Origin of the sequence: Spirillospora sp. CA-128828 (assembly GCF_050945415.1) — a bacterium.
Lineage (GTDB): Bacteria > Actinomycetota > Actinomycetes > Streptosporangiales > Streptosporangiaceae > Spirillospora.
The window spans coordinates 7,412,927-7,435,858 of the sequence record NZ_CP191986.1 but is presented as its reverse complement, the minus strand read 5'-3'; the positions used below and the strand labels follow the sequence as shown (position 1 = coordinate 7,435,858).

22 protein-coding genes and 1 pseudogene are annotated in these 22,932 nt (G+C 69.2%); 15 read left to right on the top strand and 8 right to left on the bottom strand.

Annotated elements, in window-relative coordinates:
- The first annotated feature begins 27 nt into the window (after positions 1-27).
- The 7 genes from ACQPXG_RS35760 to ACQPXG_RS35730 all read left to right on the top strand — a co-directional run bounded on the left by ACQPXG_RS35760 (position 28) and on the right by ACQPXG_RS35730 (position 8,904).
- Complete coding sequence (locus ACQPXG_RS35760; RefSeq protein WP_433463554.1) at positions 28-1,407, top strand: hypothetical protein; 1,380 nt, start codon at positions 28-30, stop codon at positions 1,405-1,407.
- Positions 1,408-1,433: 26 nt separating this feature from the next.
- A complete protein-coding gene (locus ACQPXG_RS35755) occupies positions 1,434-2,915 on the top strand; it encodes an SCO6880 family protein (protein WP_433463553.1) in 1,482 nt (493 codons plus the stop codon).
- The gene (locus ACQPXG_RS35750; RefSeq protein WP_433463552.1) at positions 2,912-4,471 is read left to right on the top strand and encodes an ATP/GTP-binding protein; all 1,560 of its coding nucleotides are present in this window, start codon (positions 2,912-2,914) and stop codon (positions 4,469-4,471) included. Before ACQPXG_RS35755 ends, ACQPXG_RS35750 begins: the two co-directional genes overlap by 4 nt.
- A gap of 737 nt (positions 4,472-5,208) precedes the next feature.
- Positions 5,209-7,335: a hypothetical protein gene (locus tag ACQPXG_RS35745; RefSeq protein ID WP_433463551.1), complete on the top strand. Its 2,127-nt coding sequence runs from the start codon at positions 5,209-5,211 to the stop codon at positions 7,333-7,335.
- Complete coding sequence (locus tag ACQPXG_RS35740) at positions 7,332-8,513, top strand: glycosyltransferase family 4 protein (RefSeq protein ID WP_433463550.1); 1,182 nt, start codon at positions 7,332-7,334, stop codon at positions 8,511-8,513. The genes ACQPXG_RS35745 and ACQPXG_RS35740 overlap by 4 nt, the downstream gene beginning before the upstream one ends.
- On the top strand, positions 8,495-8,647 hold the full coding sequence (locus tag ACQPXG_RS35735) for a hypothetical protein (protein WP_433463549.1): 153 nt from the start codon (positions 8,495-8,497) through the stop codon (positions 8,645-8,647). The genes ACQPXG_RS35740 and ACQPXG_RS35735 overlap by 19 nt, the downstream gene beginning before the upstream one ends.
- Positions 8,648-8,760: 113 nt before the next feature.
- On the top strand, positions 8,761-8,904 hold the full coding sequence (locus tag ACQPXG_RS35730; RefSeq protein ID WP_433463548.1) for a hypothetical protein: 144 nt from the start codon (positions 8,761-8,763) through the stop codon (positions 8,902-8,904).
- A 313-nt stretch (positions 8,905-9,217) separates the two neighbouring features.
- Here the strand turns inward: ACQPXG_RS35730 and ACQPXG_RS35725 are convergent, their stop codons facing one another.
- Complete coding sequence (locus tag ACQPXG_RS35725; RefSeq protein WP_433463547.1) at positions 9,218-10,246, bottom strand: hypothetical protein; 1,029 nt, start codon at positions 10,244-10,246, stop codon at positions 9,218-9,220.
- Between the two features lie 78 nt (positions 10,247-10,324).
- Here ACQPXG_RS35725 and ACQPXG_RS35720 point away from each other — a divergent pair, with 78 nt between their 5' ends.
- Positions 10,325-10,906: a TetR/AcrR family transcriptional regulator gene (locus ACQPXG_RS35720; protein ID WP_433463546.1), complete on the top strand. Its 582-nt coding sequence runs from the start codon at positions 10,325-10,327 to the stop codon at positions 10,904-10,906.
- A 69-nt stretch (positions 10,907-10,975) separates the two neighbouring features.
- Here the strand turns inward: ACQPXG_RS35720 and ACQPXG_RS35715 are convergent, their stop codons facing one another.
- A complete protein-coding gene (locus tag ACQPXG_RS35715) occupies positions 10,976-12,580 on the bottom strand; it encodes a PucR family transcriptional regulator (protein ID WP_433463545.1) in 1,605 nt (534 codons plus the stop codon).
- A gap of 104 nt (positions 12,581-12,684) precedes the next feature.
- Between ACQPXG_RS35715 and ACQPXG_RS35710 the strand changes: the two genes are divergently transcribed.
- The 5 genes from ACQPXG_RS35710 to ACQPXG_RS35690 all read left to right on the top strand — a co-directional run bounded on the left by ACQPXG_RS35710 (position 12,685) and on the right by ACQPXG_RS35690 (position 17,356).
- Positions 12,685-12,846 carry a hypothetical protein gene (locus ACQPXG_RS35710; RefSeq protein WP_433463544.1) on the top strand — a complete coding sequence of 54 codons (162 nt, stop codon included), beginning with the start codon at positions 12,685-12,687 and terminating at the stop codon, positions 12,844-12,846.
- Between the two features lie 243 nt (positions 12,847-13,089).
- A complete protein-coding gene (locus ACQPXG_RS35705) occupies positions 13,090-14,577 on the top strand; it encodes an amino acid permease (RefSeq protein ID WP_433463543.1) in 1,488 nt (495 codons plus the stop codon).
- 754 nt (positions 14,578-15,331) lie between these two features.
- Positions 15,332-15,829, top strand: coding sequence for a SigE family RNA polymerase sigma factor (locus ACQPXG_RS35700; protein ID WP_433463542.1), 498 nt, complete (start codon positions 15,332-15,334; stop codon positions 15,827-15,829).
- Between the two features lie 38 nt (positions 15,830-15,867).
- A complete protein-coding gene (locus ACQPXG_RS35695; protein ID WP_433463541.1) occupies positions 15,868-16,824 on the top strand; it encodes a CU044_5270 family protein in 957 nt (318 codons plus the stop codon).
- Positions 16,825-16,900: 76 nt separating this feature from the next.
- Positions 16,901-17,356 carry a helix-turn-helix domain-containing protein gene (locus ACQPXG_RS35690; RefSeq protein ID WP_433463540.1) on the top strand — a complete coding sequence of 152 codons (456 nt, stop codon included), beginning with the start codon at positions 16,901-16,903 and terminating at the stop codon, positions 17,354-17,356.
- Between the two features lie 323 nt (positions 17,357-17,679).
- On the opposite strand, the gene ACQPXG_RS35685 is transcribed toward ACQPXG_RS35690, so the two are convergent.
- The 3 genes and pseudogenes from ACQPXG_RS35685 to ACQPXG_RS35675 form a co-directional block, all read right to left on the bottom strand.
- Entirely contained in the window at positions 17,680-18,483 is an 804-nt protein-coding gene (locus ACQPXG_RS35685; RefSeq protein WP_433470184.1) for a hypothetical protein, read from the bottom strand.
- Positions 18,484-18,562: 79 nt separating this feature from the next.
- Positions 18,563-18,760: pseudogene (locus ACQPXG_RS35680) on the bottom strand (alcohol dehydrogenase catalytic domain-containing protein); the annotation flags it as partial.
- 40 nt (positions 18,761-18,800) lie between these two features.
- On the bottom strand, positions 18,801-19,247 hold the full coding sequence (locus tag ACQPXG_RS35675) for a tautomerase family protein (RefSeq protein WP_433463539.1): 447 nt from the start codon (positions 19,245-19,247) through the stop codon (positions 18,801-18,803).
- Here ACQPXG_RS35675 and ACQPXG_RS35670 point away from each other — a divergent pair.
- On the top strand, positions 19,246-19,509 hold the full coding sequence (locus tag ACQPXG_RS35670; protein ID WP_433463538.1) for an LmrA/YxaF family transcription factor: 264 nt from the start codon (positions 19,246-19,248) through the stop codon (positions 19,507-19,509). The two genes, ACQPXG_RS35675 and ACQPXG_RS35670, sit on opposite strands and share 2 nt — an antisense overlap.
- A 122-nt stretch (positions 19,510-19,631) precedes the next feature.
- Here the strand turns inward: ACQPXG_RS35670 and ACQPXG_RS35665 are convergent, their stop codons facing one another.
- Entirely contained in the window at positions 19,632-20,510 is an 879-nt protein-coding gene (locus ACQPXG_RS35665) for a helix-turn-helix transcriptional regulator (RefSeq protein WP_433463537.1), read from the bottom strand.
- 102 nt (positions 20,511-20,612) lie between these two features.
- Between ACQPXG_RS35665 and ACQPXG_RS35660 the strand changes: the two genes are divergently transcribed.
- A complete protein-coding gene (locus tag ACQPXG_RS35660) occupies positions 20,613-21,308 on the top strand; it encodes an SDR family NAD(P)-dependent oxidoreductase (protein ID WP_433463536.1) in 696 nt (231 codons plus the stop codon).
- A 156-nt stretch (positions 21,309-21,464) separates the two neighbouring features.
- Here ACQPXG_RS35660 and ACQPXG_RS35655 read toward each other — a convergent pair whose 3' ends face one another.
- Entirely contained in the window at positions 21,465-22,112 is a 648-nt protein-coding gene (locus ACQPXG_RS35655) for a hypothetical protein (RefSeq protein WP_433463535.1), read from the bottom strand.
- A gap of 2 nt (positions 22,113-22,114) precedes the next feature.
- A complete protein-coding gene (locus tag ACQPXG_RS35650; RefSeq protein ID WP_433463534.1) occupies positions 22,115-22,708 on the bottom strand; it encodes an RNA polymerase sigma factor in 594 nt (197 codons plus the stop codon).
- Between the last annotated feature and the right edge of the window lie 224 nt (positions 22,709-22,932).

Genomic DNA, 22,932 nt, shown 5'->3' with positions numbered 1-22,932 from the left:
CGTTCCGCGCTGTTCAGGTGGTTCCTAGTGGATGATCTCCTCAATGAGGCGTGGGCGTGGCTTGTCAGCAAACTGCTGGATTGGGCGCTGTCGAGTTTTCAGACATTCCTCACCTGGTGGATGAGTGACAGTGCCTTCAATGTGCAACTGACCGGAGAAAAAGGCGGAGTGCTCTACATGCTCCGCGAGTACACCAACTGGCTGACCGCTGCGATGGCGTTCGCCGGTTTCCTCGTCGCGGCCTTCCGGATCGCAGTCCAACGTAAGGGCGAACCTTTCCGGCAGGCGATGTCCCAGTTCTTCGAACTGGCCGTCATCGTCCTGACGCTGGCGACGTTGGTCAATCTGCTGAACATTGCCGGGGACAGGTTCTCCGACTGGATCGTCACGGGCATGAGCCCGAAGGACGATGCCTGGATAGCGAACTGGAAGAACGGCATCGATCTGCTCGGGGGCAACAAGGACGACACGTCCTTCATCCTCGCCTTCTTTGCCCTTGCCGCGGCGCTCTCCTCCGCGATCCAGTTCGTGTTGATGCTTTTTCGGAGCGGTGCCCTGATCATCCTGGTCGGGATTCTGCCGACCGTTGCCGCGGCCAGGTTCACCTCCTATGGAAATGCCGCCTACAAACGATGCGTCGGCCTGCTGGTCGCGTTCATAGTGGTCAAGCCGGTTATCGCGGTGATCGACGGCGGGGCCCTGAAGCTGATGTCGTCGGAATATGAGGCCGACCGCCTTTTCGGCCTGGCCCTCGCCGCCGGGTCGGTGTTCGCCCTGCCGGCGACGCTGCGCGCCGTGATGCCCGCGGCCGAGGAGGCCAACAGCTTCTTCGGCATCCGCCAGGTCGGTCACTTCACGTTCGGTGGTACCGCTGTGACCGTCCGCAGGACGGCGACCGGTCTTTTCACGGGCCTGCTGGGGGGCGGCGGCGGTGCGTCGACTCCCGTGCCGAGCCGCGGACCGGGTGGAGGCCCGGGCGGCGGCGCGTGGCCGGGCGGCGGCTTGGGAGGTGGCGCGGGCGGCGGCTCAGGCAACGGCTCAGGCAATGGAACGGGGAACGGCGCGGGCAGCGGCGCTGGGTCGGGCAACGGCCCGGGCGGCGCGGGGTCAGGGAACGGCGCGGGGTCAGGGAACGGCTCGGGCGGCGGTGCGCGCGAGAGCGGTGGCGGAGGCTCGGAGGGGCCCTCGGGTTCCGACCTTTCTTCCGCTGTTCCCTCGGGATCCGGCTTCGAGGTTCCCGAGCCTGATTTCTCATCCATCGGAGGTAGCGGCAGCGAGGTGCCCAGCTACCGGCCCCCCGAGCCTGATTTCTCCTCCGGGGGAGGCACCGGGCGTACACCTCCGCCCCTGAGCGGTGACCCAGGCGGCGGTAACAACGGTACGGATGGACCAAGTGGCAGTACGTAGGCCGAAAGGATTGAGGTGGAGCCGGCATGGCGTCCGACTATCGTGAACCCACGTACGGGAACTGGCGGAAGCCGGTCACCCCGGGAATCGGGCGGCTGGGACTGGCCGGCACGCTGATCCTCATGGTCGGGTTGATCGTCATCACCCTGATGGCGATGATGTCGCTGGTGGCGAGCCTGCTCGGTGCCGTGGTGCTGGGATTGGTCATGCTGCCGCTGATCATCCAGGACGCGCATGGGCGGACCGCCCTCCAGTCGCTCACGGCCCGGCTGACCTGGTGGTCGGGCCGCTCCCAGGGATGGCACCTCTACCGTTCGGGACCGTTGAGCGTCGTCCCGCACGGCTCGTGCCGGCTTCCGGGGCTGCTCGCCCAGTCCCGTCTGGTGGAGGGCCGTGACTCCTACGGGCGCCCGTTCGCCCTGATCGTGATCCCGTCCACGAGGCACTACACCGTGGTGTTCGAATGCAACGCCGAGGGGGCGGCGCTGGTCGACCAGAGCCAGGTCGACACGTGGGTCTCCCACTGGGGGCAGTGGCTGGCCTCGCTGAGCTACGAACCGGGGCTGGTCGCCGCGAGCGTGACCATCGAAACGGCCCCCGACACCGGAACCCGCCTCCGGGAGGAGATCTACTCCAACGCCGATCCGAACGCGCCCGAGCTGGCCCGGCAGGCTCTGGACGAGATCGTCTGGAACTACCCGGTGGGCAGCGCGCGGGTCTCCACCCGTATCGCGGTCACCTATGCGTCCCTGCCGCAACTCGGAGGCAAGCGCCGTGACCAGGACGCCATGGTGCGGGAGATCGGGATGCGCATCCCCGGGTTGATCTCGGGGTTGACGATGACCGGCGCCGGATCCGCGCGGCCGTTGACCGCGAAGGAACTCGCCCGCGCCGTGCGGATCGCCTACGACCCGGACGCGCAGTCGCTCCTGGAGGCCGCCGAGGACCAGGAGACGCGCTGGGAGGACGCCGGGCCGGTCGCCGCGCAGGAATCATGGGATCACTACGTCCACGACAGCGGCTGTTCCATCACCTGGGGCATGTCGGAGGCGCCGCGGGGCGAGGTGCTGTCCAGCGTGATGACCGGGCTGGTGGCCCCGCACCACGACATCGCCCGTAAACGCGTCAGCTTCCTCTACCGGCCGCACGATCCGGCCTCCGCGGCCCGGATCGTGGAACGGGACCGCAGGGACTCGCGTTTCCGCCTCGACGGTTCCGCCAGCGCCGCCCGGAACGAGATCGACGTCATCAAGAGCGACCAGTCGGCTCTCGAAGAGGCCCGGGGAGCCGGATTGGTCCGGTTCACCGTTCTCGTCACCGCCACCGTCCGCTCGGCCGAAGAGCTCCCGGTGGCGGCGGCCGCCGTCGACACTCTCTCGGGCCCCGCGCGGCTGCGGTTGCGGCAGATGTACGGGTCGCAGGCGTCGGCGTTCGCGGCCGCCCTTCCACTGGGGATCGTCCTTCCCGACCACCTTCAGGTTCCCGCGCTGGTGAGGGAGTCCCTGTGAACGGCCCTCCGGAATCAGTCCTCGGCGGCGCGGCCGGCGGGCCCCCTGCCGCGGACGGCGGGAAGGGAAAGAAGGACAAGAAGAAGGGCAAGCCCGAGCTCAAGCCTGGGTTCAGGGGGTTCACCCGCCGGGGCGGGGGGCGGGCCTCCTTTGTGGAGATGCCTTCGGAATGGCGGGGGACCACGGTCCAGGTGTGCGGGCTGTGGCCGTTCGGGGCCGGTTCGGGGACCCCGATGGTGGGGGTGCCGCTCGGCCGGGAGCTGACCACCGGCGCGGCGCTGTGCTGCGATCCGATCTCGTGGTTCCAGCGCGCGAATCTGATCCACAACCCCTCGGCGCTGGTGCTGGGCAAACCGGGGCTGGGCAAGTCGACGCTGATCCGCAGGATGGTGCTGGGGCTGGTCGGGCAGGGAGTGTTCCCCATGGTGCTCGGCGACCTCAAACCCGACTACGTCGATCTGATCCGGGCGATGGGCGGGCAGATCATCAAGCTCGGCCGCGGGCTGGGATCGCTGAACGTGCTCGACCCCGGTGCGACGGCCGCGGTCGCGGCCAGGCTTCCGGAGCAGGCGCGGGCCAAGCTGATCGCCGACGCGCACGGCCGCCGGCTGAACATGGTCGCCGCGCTGCTCACGCTGCTGCGCGGGGGGCCGATCGCCGACACCGAGCGCACCGTTCTCAACGCGGCGCTGCGGGTGCTGGACGAGCGCCACCCCGGCGTGCCCGTCCTGCCCGACCTGATCAAGGTGATCGATGACGGGCCGGAACGGCTTCGCGCGGTGACCCTGGCGCGCGGCGACGAGGCGCGGTACCGCGCGGCCGTCGACCCGTTGCACGCCTCGCTGCTCGGGGTGCTGGACGGGCCGATGGGCGAGACGTTCGCACACCAGACCACCACCGCGATCGAGCTGGACAACCCGGGGGGCGTCTGCATCGACATCAGCGGGATCGACGACGCCGACGCCGAGTTGCAGGCCGCCGTCCTGCTGGCGTGCTGGTCGGACGGGTTCGGCGCGATCGAGGCCGCGCACGCGCTGGCCGACGAGGGCCTCGAACCGCAGCGGCACTTCTTCGTCGTCCTCGACGAGTTGTGGCGGGTGCTGCGGTCCGGGCGCGGCCTGGTGGACCGGGTCGACGCTCTCACCCGCCTCAACCGGCAGCGCGGCGCGGGGCAGGTGATGATCACGCACACGATGGCCGACCTGCTGTCGCTGAGCGACCAGGCCGACCGGCTCAAGGCCAAGGGCTTCGCCGAACGCGCGGGCATGGTGATCTGCGGCGGGCTGCCCCAGGCGGAGATGGCGATGGTGAACGAGGTGGTGCGGATGTCCTCCATCGAGGAACGCATGATCGTCGACTGGTCGTCGCCGCCGTCCTGGAATCCCGATCTCAAAAAGGACAGCGAACCTCCGGGCCGCGGCAGGTTCCTGGTCAAGGTCGGCGGCCGCCCCGGCATCCCGTTCAAGGTGGAGCTCACCTCCGTCGAGAGAGGCGTCAACGACACCAACAAGCGCTGGACCAACTCGACCACGAGACCACCCACCGAAGCCATGTGACCCTGGACTGGGCGGCGATCGTGGCGCCGCCCGGGACCGAGACCGCCGCACCGTCGGCGGAGATGAAGAAGAGCGTCGGTGATCCATGCCTTCAGCGCCTCCGGCTCGGCTGGCAGCTTCTGGAGCTGCTCGAAGCTCACCGGGGGGCCGCCCAGCCGGAACGGCGCGGGCTGGGCGAGTTCGACCACCTTGTCCCGGGTCTTTGCCCGCTTCCACCAGACTCGGCCATCGCGCCGGGTCTAGCTCTCCAGCGAGGTGCGGGCGCCGCCCTTGGGGTTGGTGTACATGGTCTTGACGTACCAGTAGGCGCCAGTACCCGCCGGCGTCCGTCTGGCCCGGACCAGACGCACAGCGCCAGTACCTCGCGCTCGGGCTTGCGCAGCGCCGCCAGCGCCGTACGCACCTGGGCGAGCCGCCGGCGATCATCGACACGGGCCGTCACCTCGTCGGCGAAGTCCGGCACCACATCGGCCTTCGGAAGCCGCGCCAGTGCGCCGTCATGCCGCCTGGCCGCGCGGCGTATTCATCTCCACATGCACGGACTGTCCGTCCGAACGATCAAGTTCCCGTGACCTACCTCACACAGAGCGAGGGATTCCGGTGGTACGGGATCGGATCCGGTGGGAACCGTTCGCGGTCGGCTGGGCAACAACGGATGTCCTGATCCGATCCCGAGAGGCCGAAGAATGAATGAGATGGCGGAGAGGGCACAGTCTCCGTCGGCGTCCTGTCGCCGGGTGAGCACGGTCGTGGCCGCTTTGGTGATGTGCACGGCCGCGCTGCTGGGCTTCTTGCCCGCGATGGCGTCCGCCGGGCAGGCAACGGTGACGAAGGGGCGTGTTGTCCTGGTCGGCGTCCCGGGTCTGCGATGGAGCGACGTCCGCGAAAGCGGCACCCCCAACCTGTGGAAGCTGACCGGCCGTGGATCGACGGCCGCGCTGTCGGCCAAGACGATCGGCTCGCACACCTGCCCGATCGGCGGCTGGCTGACGGTGTCCGCGGGGCAGCGAGCATGGCCGCGTCATAACGGTTGCGGACTGCCGCCTGCGCCGGTCGACAACGCGGTTCCGGGCTACAGCCGGATGCGAGACGACAACGCGAACAACAAATATGGTTCCCAAATCGGGCTCCTCGGCGATGCGGTGCACCGATCAGGGGCCTGCACCATGGCGGTGGGGCCCGGCGCCGCATTCGGCGCGGCCGACCGTACCGGGCGGGTCGACGTGTACGCCCCGTCGGTCACTCGGGTGCCCGCCGACGGATGGTTCCGGTGCGCGCTCACGTTGGTCGCCGTCGACGACATATTCCGCGCCCGCATCAACGCCGGCGGCGACATGGATCGCCGAGAGGCCCGTGTCGCCGCCGACAGGCGCGCTGCGGCGGTCGAACGCGCCGACGACCAGGTCGGCCGTATTCTGGAGTCGGTGCCGCCGGGCGCCACCGTGCTGTTGGCCGGGATGTCCGACGACAGGAGCGGCGCTCACCTCCATGTCGCCCTCGCGGTCGGCCCCGGATTCGGCTTCCGCTACCTGACCGCTCACTCGACCCGCGCCCGCGGCCTGGTCACGCTCACCGATGTCACCTCAACGATCCTGCATATCCTGCACATCGAACAGCCCACGGGCATGGTGGGCTCGCCCTGGCACGACGCTGGAGTCCAGGCGGCGTCTACCCGCCGCGTCGTGCACACACTGAACGACAAGGACGTGGCCGCGCTTACATACCGGCGCCTGGCCCGCCCCTTCTTTCTCACATTCGTCATCGTGCAGATCGCGTTGTACGCCTTCGCCGCTATGGCGCTCCGTCGCAAGTCACCGCGAGCGCTCGCGGTGACCAGGATCCTGACACTGGCCACTGCGTCCCTTCCAGTGACGACCTACCTGGCCAACCTGGTTCCGTGGTGGTCGGGAGCCCACCCGGCCACAGTGCTGGTGCTGACGATGCTCGCCGCCGTCGCCGTGATCACGGCGACGGCGGCGGCCGGTCCGTGGCGCCGGTCCGTGACCGGGTCCGGCGCGATCGTCGCCGGCGTGACCGCGCTGGTCCTTACCCTCGACGTGATGGCCGGCAGTCACCTGCAAACCTGCAGCATGCTCGGCTACACACCGCTCATCGGCGGCCGCTTCTACGGTTTCGGCAACATCGCGTGGGCGCTTTGGATAACCGGCGTCATCATCGCTACCGGCGCGGTGGCAGACCGTCTGCTGCGCACCTCTCGCGACCGCCGCCTCCCGGCGATCGCACTGGTCGCCACCGCCGGGCTCGTAGCACTGGCGATCAACGGCGCCCCGATGTGGGGGGCCGACTTCGGCGGCATCATCGCGACCTGCCCCGGGTTCGTCATGTACGCGTTGATGGTGAGCGGGCAGCGAATCCGACTTTCGCGGCTCCTCGCCTTGCTGACGTTCGGGGCGGTGATCGTGCTGGGCGCGTCTTTCCTGGATTCCCTTCGTTCGGATCCGACCCACATCGGCGAGTTCTGGAAAAGCCTCACGAGCGGAGGCGGCGGGACCGTCATCATGCGCAAGTTCCATGCGATGCAGGCCAGCTTCGACAACCTGAAACTCGTTCTCATCACGGTGGCGTCCGTCGGCTTCCTCTTCCTCGCGCTGCTGCGGCCGCTCGCAAGGCGTGCGGCCATGCTGCACACGGCTTGTGAACACGCCCCTGCCCTGCGAGCCACGCTTGCCGCCGTCCTGGTGACGGCAGGGGTGGGGATGCTGGTCAACGACTCCGGCGTGACGATCCCGGCGCTGGCGTTCACGACGGCGATTCCGCTGGCACTGGCGGCGAGCATCCAGGGCCTGCGACTCGACGCGGGCGACTCGCCACGACCCACCCCCCGACGGAGCTGCGGGCTGTGAAGATCACGTTCCTTCTCAAGGCGGCGCACGGTATGGGCGGCACGATCCGCGCCACCGTCACCCTCGCCAACCACCTCGCGGACCGTCACGACATCGAGATCATCACCTTGCACCGGCGGCGCGCTGACCCGTTCTTCCCCATTGACGAGCGCATCGGCGTTCGCACGCTGGTGGATCTGCGTGAGGGAGTGCGTCCGGGACGCCTCCAGGCGAGCCTCGGAAGGCATAACAGCCGGCTGGTACCGCGCAGCGATCCGGCATGGTCGCAGGTCACGCTGCGCGGGGACCATCAGATGTGGCGGGCGCTGCGCGGACTTGACACCGATGTGCTGATCACCACCCGGCCGACGTTCAACCTGCCGGCCGCACGCTTCGCCCCACGCGATGTCGTCGTGGTCGGCCAAGAACACCTTCACCTGGACGCGCACCGCCCGGAATTGAAGGAACACATAGGCCGCTGGTATCCACGGCTGGACGCGCTGGTGACGCTCACCGAAGCCGACCGGCGCGCCTACACCGACTTCCTCACCCCGTCGCCCACCCGCCTGCAGGTCATCCCCAACGCGCTACCCGCCGGCGCCAAGCGCACCTCCCGCCTGGACGCGCCCGTGATCGCCGCGGCCGGCCGGATGGCCAAGGTCAAACACTACGAACGGCTCATCACCGCCTTCGCCAAAGTCCACGCGGCCTACCCGGACTGGATCTTGCGCCTGTACGGGAGCGGACCCGAACTCGAGAAACTGCGTGCCGTCGCCGCCGGCCACCACCTGGGCGACAACGTCGCGTTCATGGGCCGGACCGGCGATATCCACGCGGCCTTCGCCGAGGCCTCCATCGTCGCGCTGTCCTCTTCCTTCGAGGGCTTCGGCATGACCATCATCGAAGCCTTCGCCTCCGGCGTCCCGGTCGTCAGCTTCGCATGCCCCCAGGGCCCCGGCGAGATCATCACCCACGGCCGCGACGGACTGCTCGTACCACCGGGCGACACCGACGCCCTGGCCGACGCGCTCTGTGAACTCATCACCGACCCCGCCAGACGCCAGGTCATGGGCGCGGCCGCGCACCAGACCGCCGCCCGCTATGACATTGCCGCCATCGCCCGGCAATGGGAACAACTGCTCACCGACCTCCTCCCCGAGCCCGTGGAAGGAACGCCGTCGTGCAGACACCGGGCCTGAGCCACTTCCTCAGCTCCCCGCCGCTGCTTCTCCACGGCTGGGCCATCGCCCTCGGATCGGCGGGCACGTTCGCGCTGCCGGCGATCCTGCTCACCCGGTCGCCGACCACCGGCACCCGCCCGCAAGGGACGTGAACCGGTAATGAGCAAATGTTCACCTCACCGCCAAGTGCATGTTCCTGGGGGGAGGCCATGAACTGGCATAACGGACAAAACGGCATGTTCCGCCTTCCTATCGGAGACTCCCGATGTCCGACATCCTCGCCAGCATCCTCGCCAAGGCGCTCGTCGCGGCCCTTGAAGCCCTCCTTGCGCGCCTGCTCGTTCAACTCGTGCAGACCGCACGCCAGCGCCGCAACCCGGACGGCAACCCGACACCCGCTCTGGTCTGAACGAGATCTCACCAACCGCAGCAGCCGACCACGCCGCACACTGTGGTCGCTGGCGGAGCAGTTCGCGCTGCACGAACTGGTTGATCGAGGACGCGATCGTGGCGCACCAGCGACCCAAGCCGGAACGTCACGGCGACACGCCCAGGCGGGCCGTTCGACGGCTTCGCACCTTCCGTCACGCGAACGGCTGGTGTTCTACGGGGGTCTCGGGACCGCGGCCACCGGGTGTTGTATCACCACCGAGACGGCGGGGCATGCGTGCTTGGTCCCGCACGTTGAACAGGTCGCTGGGGCTGCCGATTTCGCCCTCGGATCACTTGATTCCGAAGACGTGGGTGATGTGCGGGGTGTCGATGAGGGTGTGCGGCACCAGTGCGTGGTAGGCCCAGACATGCACCCAGGCGTTTCCGGTGCGAAGGGTCAGGGTCGTCTTCACCATTCCCGGTGGCACGTACAGCAGAAGCAGGAAGATGAGGGAGAGAAGTGCGTCGCGGGGTGAAGAGAAGACCATCCAGGCGTCCCAGAAATGCATTGCCGCGTACGTGAGCCCGCCCAGAACGGTGGTCGTCGCGACCGAGCCGGTCAGGCGCAGGAAACGCGGCACCAGGACGCAGTAGATGAAGACCATCGCCGGCAACACCGCTCCCGCGAGGAAGAGCACGAATGTGAGTGGCACGCCGAACAGCAACTGCGGGCCGGTCATGTCGACGATTGCCGGCCGCAGCGCGGCGAACTGCACCGCCGACTCGACCAGGAGCACAATGCCGATCAGTCTTGCGTCCGCGCGACGGTCGGTGGAGGTCAGGTTCAGGGCCGTGGCGGAGTAGCGGCGGCGGAAGTACACAAGGGGCACGGTCGCGTAGACCAGCAGGTTGTAGCAGGCCCAGGTGACGGCCTCGGCCGGTGTCACGTGCTCGTGCGTTCCGACGACCGATCCGGCGAGGTGGAACCCGAAGGGGTGCCAGCCGAACGCCCGGGCCAGGAAGTAGCCGCCGAGGAGCCCGGCCGCGCCGTAGGACAGCAGGAGGAGCGTCTCGCGCATCGCTCGCGCGCGTTCGGCCGGGGCACGCTCGGCGACGTCGGGGACGACGCGCCGACGGGTCAGCGCGTACGCCAGCGCAATGATCAGCAGGGCCTCCAACGCCCGCGCGGCGAACTCGACGAGTTGCCCGGCGACGGCCGTGCCCGGCCAGTCGAACGGGAGGGTGCGGCCGCCCACCACGAGGACGACGGCGTTGGCGAGCAGCCAGCCGAGGAGGGTGAGCTGGACGGCGCGTTCGCGCATGGGCCGCGCGGCGGGGCGGCGGGCGTTCCGGGGCGATGGTCGCCGTGTCACCGGCATGGCTTCCTCCACCGAGTGGTAGTAGTACGGCTGTGCTAGTAAGAGTGGATAGTAACACGGCTGTGCTATAAAAGGTGCATGCCGAGAGTCGTGGACCCTGTGGAGCGGCGGCGCGAGCTGGCCGAGGCCGTCTGGCGGGTGATTTTGCGGGATGGGCTGGAGCGGGCGTCGGTGCGGAACGTGGCGCGCGAGGCCGGCCTGTCGATGGGGTCGTTGCGGCATTACTTCGGCACGCAGGACGAGCTGCTGGCCTTCGCGCTCGGCATGGTGATCGAGCGGATCGAGAGCCGTATCGCCGCGCTCGACCCGCAGGTCGATCCCCGTCGGCGCGCCGAGCTGGTGCTGGCCGAACTGCTGCCGATGGACGCCGAGCGCCGGGCGGAGAACGAGGTCTGGCTCGCCTTCACCGCCCGCGCCCTGGTGGACCCGGACCTGCGCGCTCTGCGCGAACGGGGCCGCGCCCAGCTCCGGGCGGGTTGTCTGCGGCTCGTCGAAGACCTTCTCGGCCCAGGGGCCGCCCGCGAGGATGTCGATCTGGAGACCGAGAGGCTGCACGCATTGCTCGACGGGCTCGCCGTCCACGCCTCCACGCGCCCCGATCTGTACGGCCCGGAGCTCATGACCGCCGTGATGTCACGCCACCTCGATCGCCTTACCTGATCGACGACTCGGTGGTGGCCGACCGCCCGTATGTGACCCCCGGCGCTTTCCTAGCTGCGACCCGAAGTACTAGGGGCCATCGTCGTGAGTCTCCAGAAGGAGTTGAAGGTGGGTGAAGAGGCGCTGGTGAGGGTCGTTCAGGTCCAGGCCGGATAGGGACGCCGCGCGCTTCAGCCGGTGGCGGAGGGTGTTGGGGTGGACGCGGAGGCGGAGGGCGGCCGTTCGGACGTCGCCCAGGTGGTCCAGGTATGCGAGGAGGGAGGGGACCAGGTCGGAGTGGTGGTCGGCGTCGTGGGCCACCAATGCGGTGACGCGGGGATCGCGGAGGCGCGGGCTGCGTTCCAGGAGGGTCAGGGTCTCACTGATCAGGACCTTGGCGCGGACGTCGGCGATGGTGGCGACGCCCAGGGTCTCGTCCTGGGCCATGACGTCGAGGACGCGGTCGGCCTCGGTCTTGGATTCGCCGATGTCGGCCAGGGTCGTCACGACGGATCCGATGGCGGCGCGGACGGTGAGGGCCAGGCTCTTGCCGGCGGCCGCGACCACTTCCTGAGCCAGGCCGAGAGCGGTCGTGCCGGCGGAGTGATCCGGGAGGTCGGGCAGGAGGACGTACACGCGGTTGCCGATGGTGGTGGCCAGCGCGCTGCGGCGGTAGGCGGCGGCGTGCACGGAGATCAGGTTGGTGAGGGCCGCGCTGCGCAGTTCGCGGGACGGCTGGTCGGGCGGGGCGGACGGGCTGAAGGCGGCGATCGCGGCGGGGCGGTTCGGGCTGGCGCCGATATTGCTCGCCAGGGAGTCGGTGTCGATCCGATTCTCCAGTGCGCCGGTCAGGAGGTTCTCCTGGAGGCGAAGGCCGGGGGTGGTACCGGTGCGGCGGCGGACGAGATGGAGCGCGGCGACGCGCGCGGCTCCGAGGAGGGCCGATTCGGAGCGTTCGGTGAGCTTGTTCTTGCCCTCCTGGACCCAGATGGTGCCCATCAGTTCCGCGTCGGCGCGCACGCCGATCGCAAGGCGGCGGCGGATGCCCAGTTCGGGGCGTTCGTCGACGCGGACCACATCGTCGCCGGCGGCGAGGCGCTCGAAGACGCCCCATTCGCGCAGGAGGGCCAGGAAGTCGGCGGGGCCCTGCCAGCCGAGGATCGAGAGGCGGCGCAGCTCGTCGGCCTCGTCGTCCGAGCGGGAGTAGGCCAGGACCCGGCTGGTGCTGTCCTCGATACTGACGATGCCGCCGGTGAGCGCGGCGACCGTCTGGGCGAGGGCGAAGAGGTCGCCTGCCTCCTCGGCCTCGGGCATGCGCCTGGCGTCGGCCACGACGCTTCTGGCCAGGGCGTCGAGTTGGTCCCAGCGGGCGTCGGCCCGGACGCCCAGGACGGCGATGCCGGTGTCGTCGGCGGCGTCACGCAGGCCGTCGAGATCGTCCCCGGCCGTCACCTTGACCGCGGCGGCCGAGGCCCCGCGCAGGGCGGCGTCCCGGATGAGGCGGATCGCAGCCCGGCCCCGGGCGCCGATGATCAGCACGAGACGGCCGTCGTAGGAGGCCGGCTCGTCGTCGGGGTCGAGGATCACTATGTCGCTCACCTCGACGTCCAGCCCGCCCGGCGCGGCGAGCAGCTCGGCGAGGGGCTCGCCGAGGGCGATCAGGAGCTGACGCAGTCCGACGCCGTTCCGGTCCATGGGTTGTCCGATCGAACAATGAGGGCGGTCCAACAGTGGCCGGCTCAACGACCCACGATGGGGCCGCCATTCCTAGGGTTTCACCCCAACAGTATGTGACTGCAATGGAGCATCTCGTGGATGTGGTGACCGAGGTTCCGGTACCTGCCAACGAGCTCGCCAGGGAATACGCCCCGGGCAGCGCCGATCGCCACCAGCTTGAGAGGGAGCCGACGAGGCTGGACAAGCCGCCCGCCGTCCCGGCATCGACGATCGGCGGCGAGTAGCGGATGGGCGGCAGCGTCCAGGCCGATGTTGTGCAACCGCACAAGCACAAGGCGGTGCTGGGCACCCTGGGCAGCGCCACCGTAGTAGACGCGCAGGATGCCGTCTGGGCCGTGAACCAGGCCGCGTCCGCCTGGCCTGCATCGCCGCCGCGGTGCTCGGCTTCGAGCCACGCGCCGCCTTCACCGTAGACGGCCGCGTCCATGTCCCCTGAGAGACCCCGCCCCAAATCATCTGGGAGAGTCATGGCCACAACAGCGCGCAAGCCCGGAACCAACTCGTCATTCTTCCGGCGAAAGCCGATCGACCAGATCGAGGAGCCGGAGTCCGGCGGGACGGGGCTGAGGCGCGAGCTCGGCCTGCGGCAGCTCACCGCCATCGGCGTCGGCGGCATCATCGGCGCGGGAATCTTCTCGCTGGCCGGGGCGGTCGCGAACGGGAAGGCGGGGCCCGCGGTCCTGCTGTCGTTCATCATCGCCGGCATCGCCAGCGCGGCGGCGGCGTTCTCCTATGCGGAGTTCGCCGGGCTGATCCCGAAGGCGGGCTCCGCGTACACCTACGGCTACGCGGTGCTGGGCGAGCCGATCGGCTGGGCGATCGGCTGGGACCTGCTGCTGGAGTACACCGCGATCGTGGCCGTCGTGGCCATCGGCATATCCGGCTACTTCAACGATCTGCTCGGGTACCTCGACATCGGGCTGCCCGCCTGGATGATGGGCGCGCCCGGGACCGAACCTGCGGGCGTGGCGGCCGGCAGCTACAAGGTGAACCTGTTCGCCATGCTGCTGTGCCTGCTCGTCGCCTACATCCTCAACCTCGGGATGCGGAACGCCGCGCGGTTCGAGACGGCGTTGGTCTACCTCAAGGTCGCGGTCGTGGCCCTGGTGATCGTGGTGGGTGCCTTCCACATCAAGACCGGTAACTACGAGCCGTTCTTCCCGTTCGGGGTGACCGGCGCATTCTCGGGTGCCGCGACGGTCTTCTTCGCGGTGTTCGGCTACGACGCGATGAGCACCGCGGCCGAGGAGTCGAAGGACGCGCAGAAGCACATGCCGAAGGCGATCATGTACTCGCTGGCCATCTCGATGGTCCTGTACGTGGTGGCCTGCCTGGTCCTCACCGGGATGGTGAACTACAAGGACATCAACTCGGAGAGCGCGTTCTCCAGCGCGTTCGAGTCGGTCGGGCTGGAGGCCGTCGGGGCGGTGATCGCGGTCGGCGCGATCCTCGGAATCATGACCGTCCTGTTCACCTTCCTGATGGGCGCTTCCCGGGTCGGCTACTCGATGAGCCGAGACGGCCTGCTTCCTCCGTGGTTCTCCAAGACCCACGCGAAGCGGCAGGTGCCCACCCGCATGACCTGGGTGCTGGGCATCGCGTCGGCCGGCATCGCCGGATTCCTGCCGATCGCCGAGGCGGCCGAGCTCACCAACATCGGCATCCTGCTGGCGTTCGCGCTGGTCTGCGTCGCGGTGATCGTGCTGCGCTACCGCCGCCCCGACCTGCCGCGCAGCTTCCGCTGCCCGGGGATGCCGGTCGTGCCGATCATCGGGATCGTCTTCTCCCTCTGGCTGATCACCTTCCTTGAGCCGATGACCTGGGTGCGCTTCGGCGTGTGGTTCGTCCTCGGGGCGGTGGTCTACTTCGCCTACGGCCGCCGCAAGTCGGTGCTCGCCGGCCTGCCGGTCTCCGCCGAGGACGATGCCCCTGAGGGGCCGGGCCGGGCCCACTAGATGTATTGACCTTCAGCGTTGTCGACGCGGCTGATGGAGCCTGGGTCGGCTTCGAAGTCGAGGGCCCGGTGAACACCGGGCCCTCGACTGTTCCTCGGAGGGGTGGACCTCAGAGATCCACGCCCTGGTCGGGTCCACGACCAATGCCCCATGCCTGCGACCGGGGCGCTGGGGAGCCCTGAAGGGGCGGAGAGTATCTCGCCTGGAATGCATGCATAGTGACGGGCCCAGGTCGGCCTCACTCCGGCCCCAAATGACGACAGCGACGACTCCTGCGAGGGATGTCGTCGCTGATAAGGGCGGGTGCGCCGTCAGGGACTTGAACCCCGAACCCGCCCTGGCCCGCCGATCAGCCGAAGACGCCGCCGCCGTCATCCTGAAGATCGACAACGACGGCCGGTAGGACATCGTTCTCGAACATCAAGGCCACACCGAACAAGGCATAAAGGTGGTCGAGTCCCCGAGTGGCTGCGTCGTCGCCTCGACCCAACCCGACCTCGGCTGTCTGATGGAGCTGGCCGACACCGGGGCGATCCTGGGCATGGCCCGGTTCTGCCTGGAGGTGCTCACCTCGACCGCCGATCGCGTCGCCACGCTCAGATGCTCGTGGCGAACCCGCGCCGTTGTTTCGTTGGCAGGCGACACGAGGGGGCGGATCCGCCGGCGGCGGGTCCGCCCCTTTTCGTTTGTGACAAAGGGTCCGGCTCGCGGCGTCTGTAGGGATGGAACCGACGGACGACGCTGGGAAGGCCCGATGGCCAAAGATCCGCATGGATTTCATGAATTCGCCGCCGCGCGCGGCGCCTCGTTGTTCCGCACCGCCTGCCTGTTGTGCGGGGACCGGCACCTTGCCGAGGACCTGGTTCAGACGACGCTGGGAAAGCTGTACACGTCGTGGCGGCGCGTGCAGCGCGCCGACCACCCGGCCGCCTACGCGCGGACCGTGCTGATGCGCACCTACATGTCGCACGTGCGCAAGCACAGCAACCAGGAGACGCCGTCGCGGCGGCTGCCCGAGACGGCCGCTGCCGACGCCGACCAGGCGCTCCGCGTGACGCTGCTGAACGGCCTCGCGCAGCTTCCCCCGCAGGACCGCGCCGTGCTGGTCCTGCGCTACTGGGAGGACATGAGCGTTGAGGACGTGGCATCCGCGCTGCGGCTGAGCGGCGGGGCCGTGCGCAACCGCAGCATGCGGGCGCTGGGCAGGCTCCGCGAGGCGCTGGGCGAGGAATTCCAGGAGCTCATCCGATGACGCGGGAAAGGGACGCCGGGATGCATGGGGAAGCGGGAATGAACGCGGTGGAGGACCGGCTGGCCGAGGCGATGCGCCGCACCGCCGAAGGACAGGAGCCGCCGCTGGACGGGCTCGTCAGCGGGGGCCTCGCGCGGGGGCGGCGGCGACGGCTCCGCAACCGTGCGAGCATCGCTGCCTGCGCGGTCACGGCCGCGGCCGTTGCCGCCGGCGCGGTGGTCGTGGCCGGCACCGGCGGGAACGGGCCCGTGCCGCCTCGGCCGCCCGCCGTCCAGTTGGTGAGCGCCGCGCAGGTCCTCGGCAAGGCCGCGCAGGCGGCCGAGGCGCGCCCGCCTGTCACGCCACGCCCCGGCCAGTGGTGGTACACCAAGGCGGTCGAGATGGGGCCCACCGCAGAACACGGCCCCAAGCCGCACTACTCGCAGGACTGGATCAAGCTCGACGGCACCCAGGACGCGAGCCTGCTGAACGGCAAGCTGGTGATCTACCACCACACGGGCGAGGGAGCCAAGAACTCCAAGGCCGAAACCGACCGTCTGATGTCGCTGCCCAGCGACCCCAGCAAGCTGCGCGCCCTGGTCTACAAGGAGGTGGATGCCACACCCGCCCGGGACCGGATGGTCAAGGATCGGGACGGCCAGGCCTTCCGCGACGCCGCGCAGATGCTGTGGGACGCGCCGGTGACCATGCCGCCGGCGACGCAGGCCGCCCTCTACCGGGTCCTGGCCGCAATCCCCGGCGTGAAGATCGACAGGAACGTCAAGGACGGCGCCGGGAGGCCCGCCATCGCGCTGTCCCACGGGTTCGGTGAACAGTTCCTGCTGGACCCGGCCACCTACCAGATGGTGGCGCAGAGGACGGTCAACACCGGCCGCAACGCCCCGATCTCAGCGACCAAGGGCAACGATCCCCGCTACAACGTCCCAGTGGGGACCGTCATGTACTCCCTCACCCGCGTGGTCACCAAACTCGTCGACCAGGCCGGCCAGCGGTAGGAGCGAATGACCTCGCGCCGCCCGCGACGTCCACATCGGCTAGGTTCGGGCGGCGCTCCGGCAGCGCGCCGCACCCATGGCGCGAAGAGTCCCACAAACGACCGGACGGCGCTTTCACCTGCGCAAACATCACTCAAACCGGGCCGAGGCCGCGCGGGCCCGCGGGCGGCGCCTCGGGCGGCCGCCGGCGCTCACACCGGACCGGGTCCGCCAGGCCCGCGCCCTGCTGACCCGTCCAGACGAGTCGGTCTCCTCCATCGCCCGGCTGCTCGGGGTCAGCCGGTCCACGCTCTACAAGTACGTGCCCGAGGCCAAGGGCGGCGCGTTGACGATCGATGCGGCGCAAGCCCAACGGGTCCCAGCGCGCTGGCGGTCGGCCCCGAGCCGGAGCCCAGCCACGTCCAGGACCACGACGTCGCCCTTCGCCCAGCTCAAACACCTACCGGTCAGGTGTCACCAAGATCATGACCAAGTACAGCTAGACCGCCAGCGCCCACAAGGGGACGTAGTCGGTTTCCGGCGACGGGGTTAGAAAGCTCACTCGCCGCCTGCCACGACCTAACCTACGGGCTGAGCTGCGAAGAGTTAGGGAAGTGAGGTGCCCACGGCGGGGTTGGGCCCGAGGGCCAGGAGGAGCCTCGTACGGCGCCCCGAAGGGCTGCCCGCGGCCTAACTAACCCCCGACTGTCCAGGGGGATGGGCTGCGCTGCGGGTTCGGTGGTTCAGGGCGTGCGCGGGGCCCGGTGTGCGCACATGCCCGCGCGGCGCGAGCGAGGACGGTAGGTAAGCGAAGGCACGACTACAAACAGGGAAGAGGAATTCACCATGCGACGTGTACTGAGGGCCCGAGAGGCCTCACGTTTCGTCGGCTACCCCAATGGGGCCGAGTTCAAGGTCACACATGGCGGGACGCAGACCGAGATCAAGGTCGTCGTCGAGGCGGACGGTCCCGCTCACGAGAGGGCCGCGAAGGCCGCCAAGCTGAAGAAGCGCGGGAAGTTCGTCAGGCTTCTCGTGCCCGCCGTGAGAGACCAAGCCAGTGACGGGGGCCGGCTGGAGATCCACGTCTTCGTCCCCGCCGGGACCACGAGTCTGATGCGAACGAAGCGTAAGCGCTGGGTGCGCACGTTGTCGCGGGCGATGCGCAGCGTGACCCCGCTCAGGTACATCCAGCAGCGGCAGCTCGCCCGGCCGGAAGTGGTTGCCCGCGCTTTCGCAGAACCCTTCCGGGACAAGGGACTGCAAGGCGACGGCGAGCTGGTCGACCCGGCCGGTGGATTCGATCGCCAGGTCGAACCCGTGGTGGATCGGCTCGATCGCCGTGACTGTGCTGGCGCCGTAGCTCTCGGCGATCGCGCGGTGCGCCGGGTCCGGGTCGACGTAGAGCACGTCGGACGCGCCCAGCGCGCGGGCGATGTCGCACACGTAGAGGCCGATGCTGCCGCGGGCGATCACCAGTACCCGCGCTCCCGGCTTCTCGCGCAGGTGCGGGGCGACCAGCTGCCAGGACAGCGACCAGTTGTCGCTGGCCGAGGCCATCGCGACCGGGTCCAGCCGGGACGGCAGCGGCACGAGCATCGCGTCGGCCCACGGGACGCGGACCAGGTCGGAGAACAACCCGCCCCAGCCACCCCCGATCGGGGCGCCGAACATCGCCATGTGCGGCACCGACCCGCAGTGCGCCGTCAGCCCCGCGCGGCAGCGATCGCAGTCCCCGCAGGGAGATCGCCCACGGCACGACCACCAGATCCCCGGGCGCCACATGGCTGATCGCGTCACCGACCTCGACGACCCGCGCGACGCTCTCGTGGCCGAGCGCGAACGGCGGCGGGATCGGCCCGTGCCCGGCCAGGATCGCCGAATCGACGTCGCACGACGTCGCCGCCACCGGGGCGACGATCGCGTCCCGGTCCGCCTGCAAGACAGGATCCGGCACCTCACGCCACTCCACGGCCCGGCGGGCGACATAGGTCAGCTCACGCACCAGCCGTCTCCCGGGCTTTCTGCGCGAGGGCGACGAGTTCGCTGTAGCGCACGATGCCGCCGCCGGCGCCCCAGGTGCCTTCGGCCTGCTCGTGGATCAGCACCCACACCCGGAGTGCGTCGGCGTCGGTCAGCCCGGCGGCGCGCAGCACCGTTTCGGTCGCGTCCTTGACCAGCCCGGCCTTGCGGCGATCGGACACCGCACCCTGCGGCACGGTGACGTCGACCCGGAACGGCGGCGCCGCGTTGTCGGCAGAGTCCTCCGCCGTGACCTGCGCTCCGGCAGGCAGCTCGTGGAGGTAGCTCCAGGCCTGGGCGCGGAAGAACGTGTCCGGCGCACCCTCCCAGCGCAGCAGCACCGCCGCGAGCTCACTTTGGACGTTCTCCCGGCCTTCGGCGGTCAGAGCTCCGGAAGGGGCGGCCAGTTGAATCATCGGCATGGCGGGCCTCTTCGTCTACCATTCCAGCGACGACGCGGTGCGCACGGCCCCGACCGAGGCGTTCACCGGCTGGGAAAGGCAGCTCGCTGAATCCCTGCAGGAGCACGGCGCCGACCCCGCCGAAGCCGAACAACTCGCGACGCTCATCGTCGCGGCCGCCGAAGGCGCCGTGGCCATGTGCCGCGCCCGCCGCAGCACCCAGCCCCTCGACCACGTGGCCGCCCGGCTGGAAAAACTGATCACCGCAACCGTCGGCGAATGACCGCTCTCGCTCGCCCGAGGCGCAAGCCAGCAGGCAGCGTTTCGGAATGGAATCGGGTCCGGGCGGTCAGCGGCTGCTGAGGGCGGCCGCGGTGGCGCGCAGGGCTCCGGCCGGCCGGAGTGTTACGGCGTGGAGAACAGACCCGGCCCCGGAGGTGAGGAGCCGTCGGCGCGGACGCCGTTCGTGACCCGCAGGAATTCCAGCTTTTCCGCATCGACGGAACCCGCGGCCACCGTGTAGACGACGAGCCGGATGTCGCAGCCTGGGACAGTGAGCACGTCGCAGTCACACGTCACCTCGCCGACCTGGGGGTGCACGACGGTCTTGCGAGCCGAGACGTGCAGACCGACCGCACCCTCGTCCCACAGCCGGGCGAACTCCGCACTGGTGGAGCGCAGTTCCGCGACAAGGTCGATCAGTCCACGGTCACGGGGGTAGTTGACGAGAGCCGTGCGCAGATCGGCGACGAGAGCGGGGTTCAGGGCGTCGTCCTCCTGGAGCACGGGCCAGGCCGCGAGCCCACTGGATCCTGCGGCGAAGACCGCCCGCACCAGGTTCCGCTCGACGCGCGTCCGTGCGCTGGGGTCGCCCAGTAGCGCTGCCCATGCGGGAGTCCAGGACAGCAAGGTCCAGTCGGCACTGAACACGCCCACGGGGAACTCGCCGAGGCGAGCCAGCATCCGTTGGACCCCCGCTGGAACATGCGTGCACATCGTCCCCTCCTGTGGCGGCAGGAGACCGGCCAGCCGATAGGCGTAATCGCGCTGCACGGGTTCCAGTTGCAGTGCCCTGGCCAGGCTCGCCACGACCTGCGCCGAAGGGCTGGTGGCGCGCCCCTGCTCCAGCCGCACCACATAGTCGACCGACAACCCTGCGAGCTCGGCCAGTTCCTCGCGTCGCAACCCCACCGCACGTCGTCCAGGCCGCGCAGTCCGCCCGACGTCGACCGGAGAAAGCCGGTCGCGCCAGCGACGCAATGCCGTGCCGAGGGTCTCGTCCACTCGACCAGTATGTCCGCTGGATAGCCGTTCTGCCTGGTACTGGCCGTCCCACCGTCGCAGAGGGCACTGGTTCTCCTCCCGCCACTGACCGAGAGTGAACACATGACAACAACATTCATCACAGGAGCCAACAAATCCCTCGGATACGAGACCGCCCGCCGATTGATCGCGGCCGGACACACCGTCCTCATCGGCGCTCGCGATCCAGAGCGCGGCCAGGCAGCCGCCGACGCACTCGGTGCCCGTTTCGTCCAGATCGACGTGGCGGACGACGCGTCGGTGGCCGCGGCCGCCGCCGACGTCGAAGCTCGCGAGGGGGGCATCGACGTCCTCATCAACAACGCAGGTATTTTCGGGACACACAACCCCGCCGACCAGATCACGGCCGCTGACGCCAGCGCGGTGTTCGAGGTCAATGTCGTGGGGATCGTCCGAGTGACGCACGCGTTCCTACCTCTGCTGCGCACGTCCGAGAACCCGGTCATCGTCAACGTGTCGAGCGGCATGGGATCGTTCGCGGCAACCCACGACGCCGAGCGCGTCGAGTCGAAGCCCGTCGCGCCGCTCTACACATCCTCGAAGGCTGCCGTGACCATGCTGACCACGCAGTACGCGAAGGCCTGGACGGACGTGAAAGTGAACGCGGCCGACCCGGGCTACACCGCGACCGACTTCAACGGGCACAGCGGCCCGCAGACGGTGACCGAGGGGACCGACGCGATCGTCGAACTCGCCACCATCGGGCCGGACGGACCGACCGGAACCTTCCACGACCGCCACGGAGCGATGGCCTGGTGATCCACCTCTGAATTCGGGGCGTGCCCAGCACGGACGAGGAAGACCCCGGCAGCCCCGAGTCTCTCGCGGCATACTCGGCGCGTCCGGGGCCGGTACCAGGGTGACCGGTTGCCTGGACGGCCGACCGATGCAACGGTCAGTTGTGCTCTGGCCGGTTCAAGGTGCGGGCGTATCGCCTGGGGTGACGCCGTTGACGCCCTTGTTCCCTTGTGTGAAGCCGGGTCCGCCGGTGATCACGTGGCACGGCTGGACGGGTCCGGTGGCCAGATCACCGACAGATGAGCTGGCTGACCCATCACCACGTTCGGCGTACCACGCGGTGAACACGAAAGTCTCTTTTGGTTTGATCGACTTGGCGTCCAGCCGAAGGTACTGGTCCTGAGCCGTGTCGGCGTCCGCGCCCCACTGGAGCAAGTTTGACTTGCGCGGGTCGTCGTTGCGCATGAATACGGCGCGTGGTTCCTTGCAGCGTTCACCCTCGGGCAGGAAGGTCACGATCGACTTCACGCCGAAGTTCTGCAGCTTGCGTTCGATCACTTCGGGGTGGCGGAAGTCGCGGACGTAAATGCGGATGGACCCATCGGGATCTCGTTCGACCGCGTTCGCCTTGGTGCCATCTGTGCCCAGCGCGACCGGAACGCCGATCGCGACCGCGGCCGCAGCCAGTACGGCGGCCCCGGCCAAACCCCACCGGCGACGGCGCGGCCTCGAACGCCGCTCGGGCCGTGCGGCCTGGTCCGCCTGCGCGCGGGCGGCTACGACATGCTTCAGCTCGTCCAGGAGCCGGTCCTCGAACGTCTGCATCTTTACTCCTCGGCGTAGGTGAGCTTGCGAGAGTGGACGGCGGTGGCCCCTGCGAGGTTCTTGCGTGCCCGATGCAGGCGTACTCGGGCGGTGGTCGGCCTGATACCCAAGGCCGCGGCCGCCTCGGCGACCGACAGCCCCTCGAGTGAGATCAGCTCCAGGACGGCTCGGGTGCCCTCGGGCAGGCCGGCGATGGACTGGTAGGCGACGCGAGCCGTGCGTTCGGCATCGATGCGCTCCTCCAGTCGTGCGATGTCGCGGTCATCCAGCAGCCGGCGCCCCGCGATCTGCGCGGTGGCACGCAGTTCGCGGGCCGATCGGCGGCGTTCGGCGCTGACCACGTTGCGTGCCACCCCGTACAGCCAGCCGATCTCGCTGCCCGCAGCAGACCGGTAGGTATGGGCGGAATCGATCACCGCCAGGAACACCTCCGCAGTCAGATCGGCGGCGGTGTGCGGGTCGTCCACCCGTCGTGCAACGAAACGGCCAATGGCCTCAACGTGCCGCCGGTAGAACACCTCGAAGGCGGCCGGATCACGCCCGATACGGGTAAGGGCGGTTTCATTGGAGCCACCGCCGGATCCTGGCTTGGCCATGCGCTCACTCCTCTCGTTGGTCCACCCCTACTTGGACCGGCGATCAGAAAGCGTTACACGCGCCTGACCTCCATTCACAGGAGGCCGGCCGGTTCCGCCCCCCGCCGCCTCGACCTTGGCGAATAGGCCGACTTCACAGGGCCTACCTGAACCAGACAGACCATGATCACAAAACGGGATCCCGACACCCGCCCAGGTAAGCCCGCTCCGACTCCCGTTCGCTG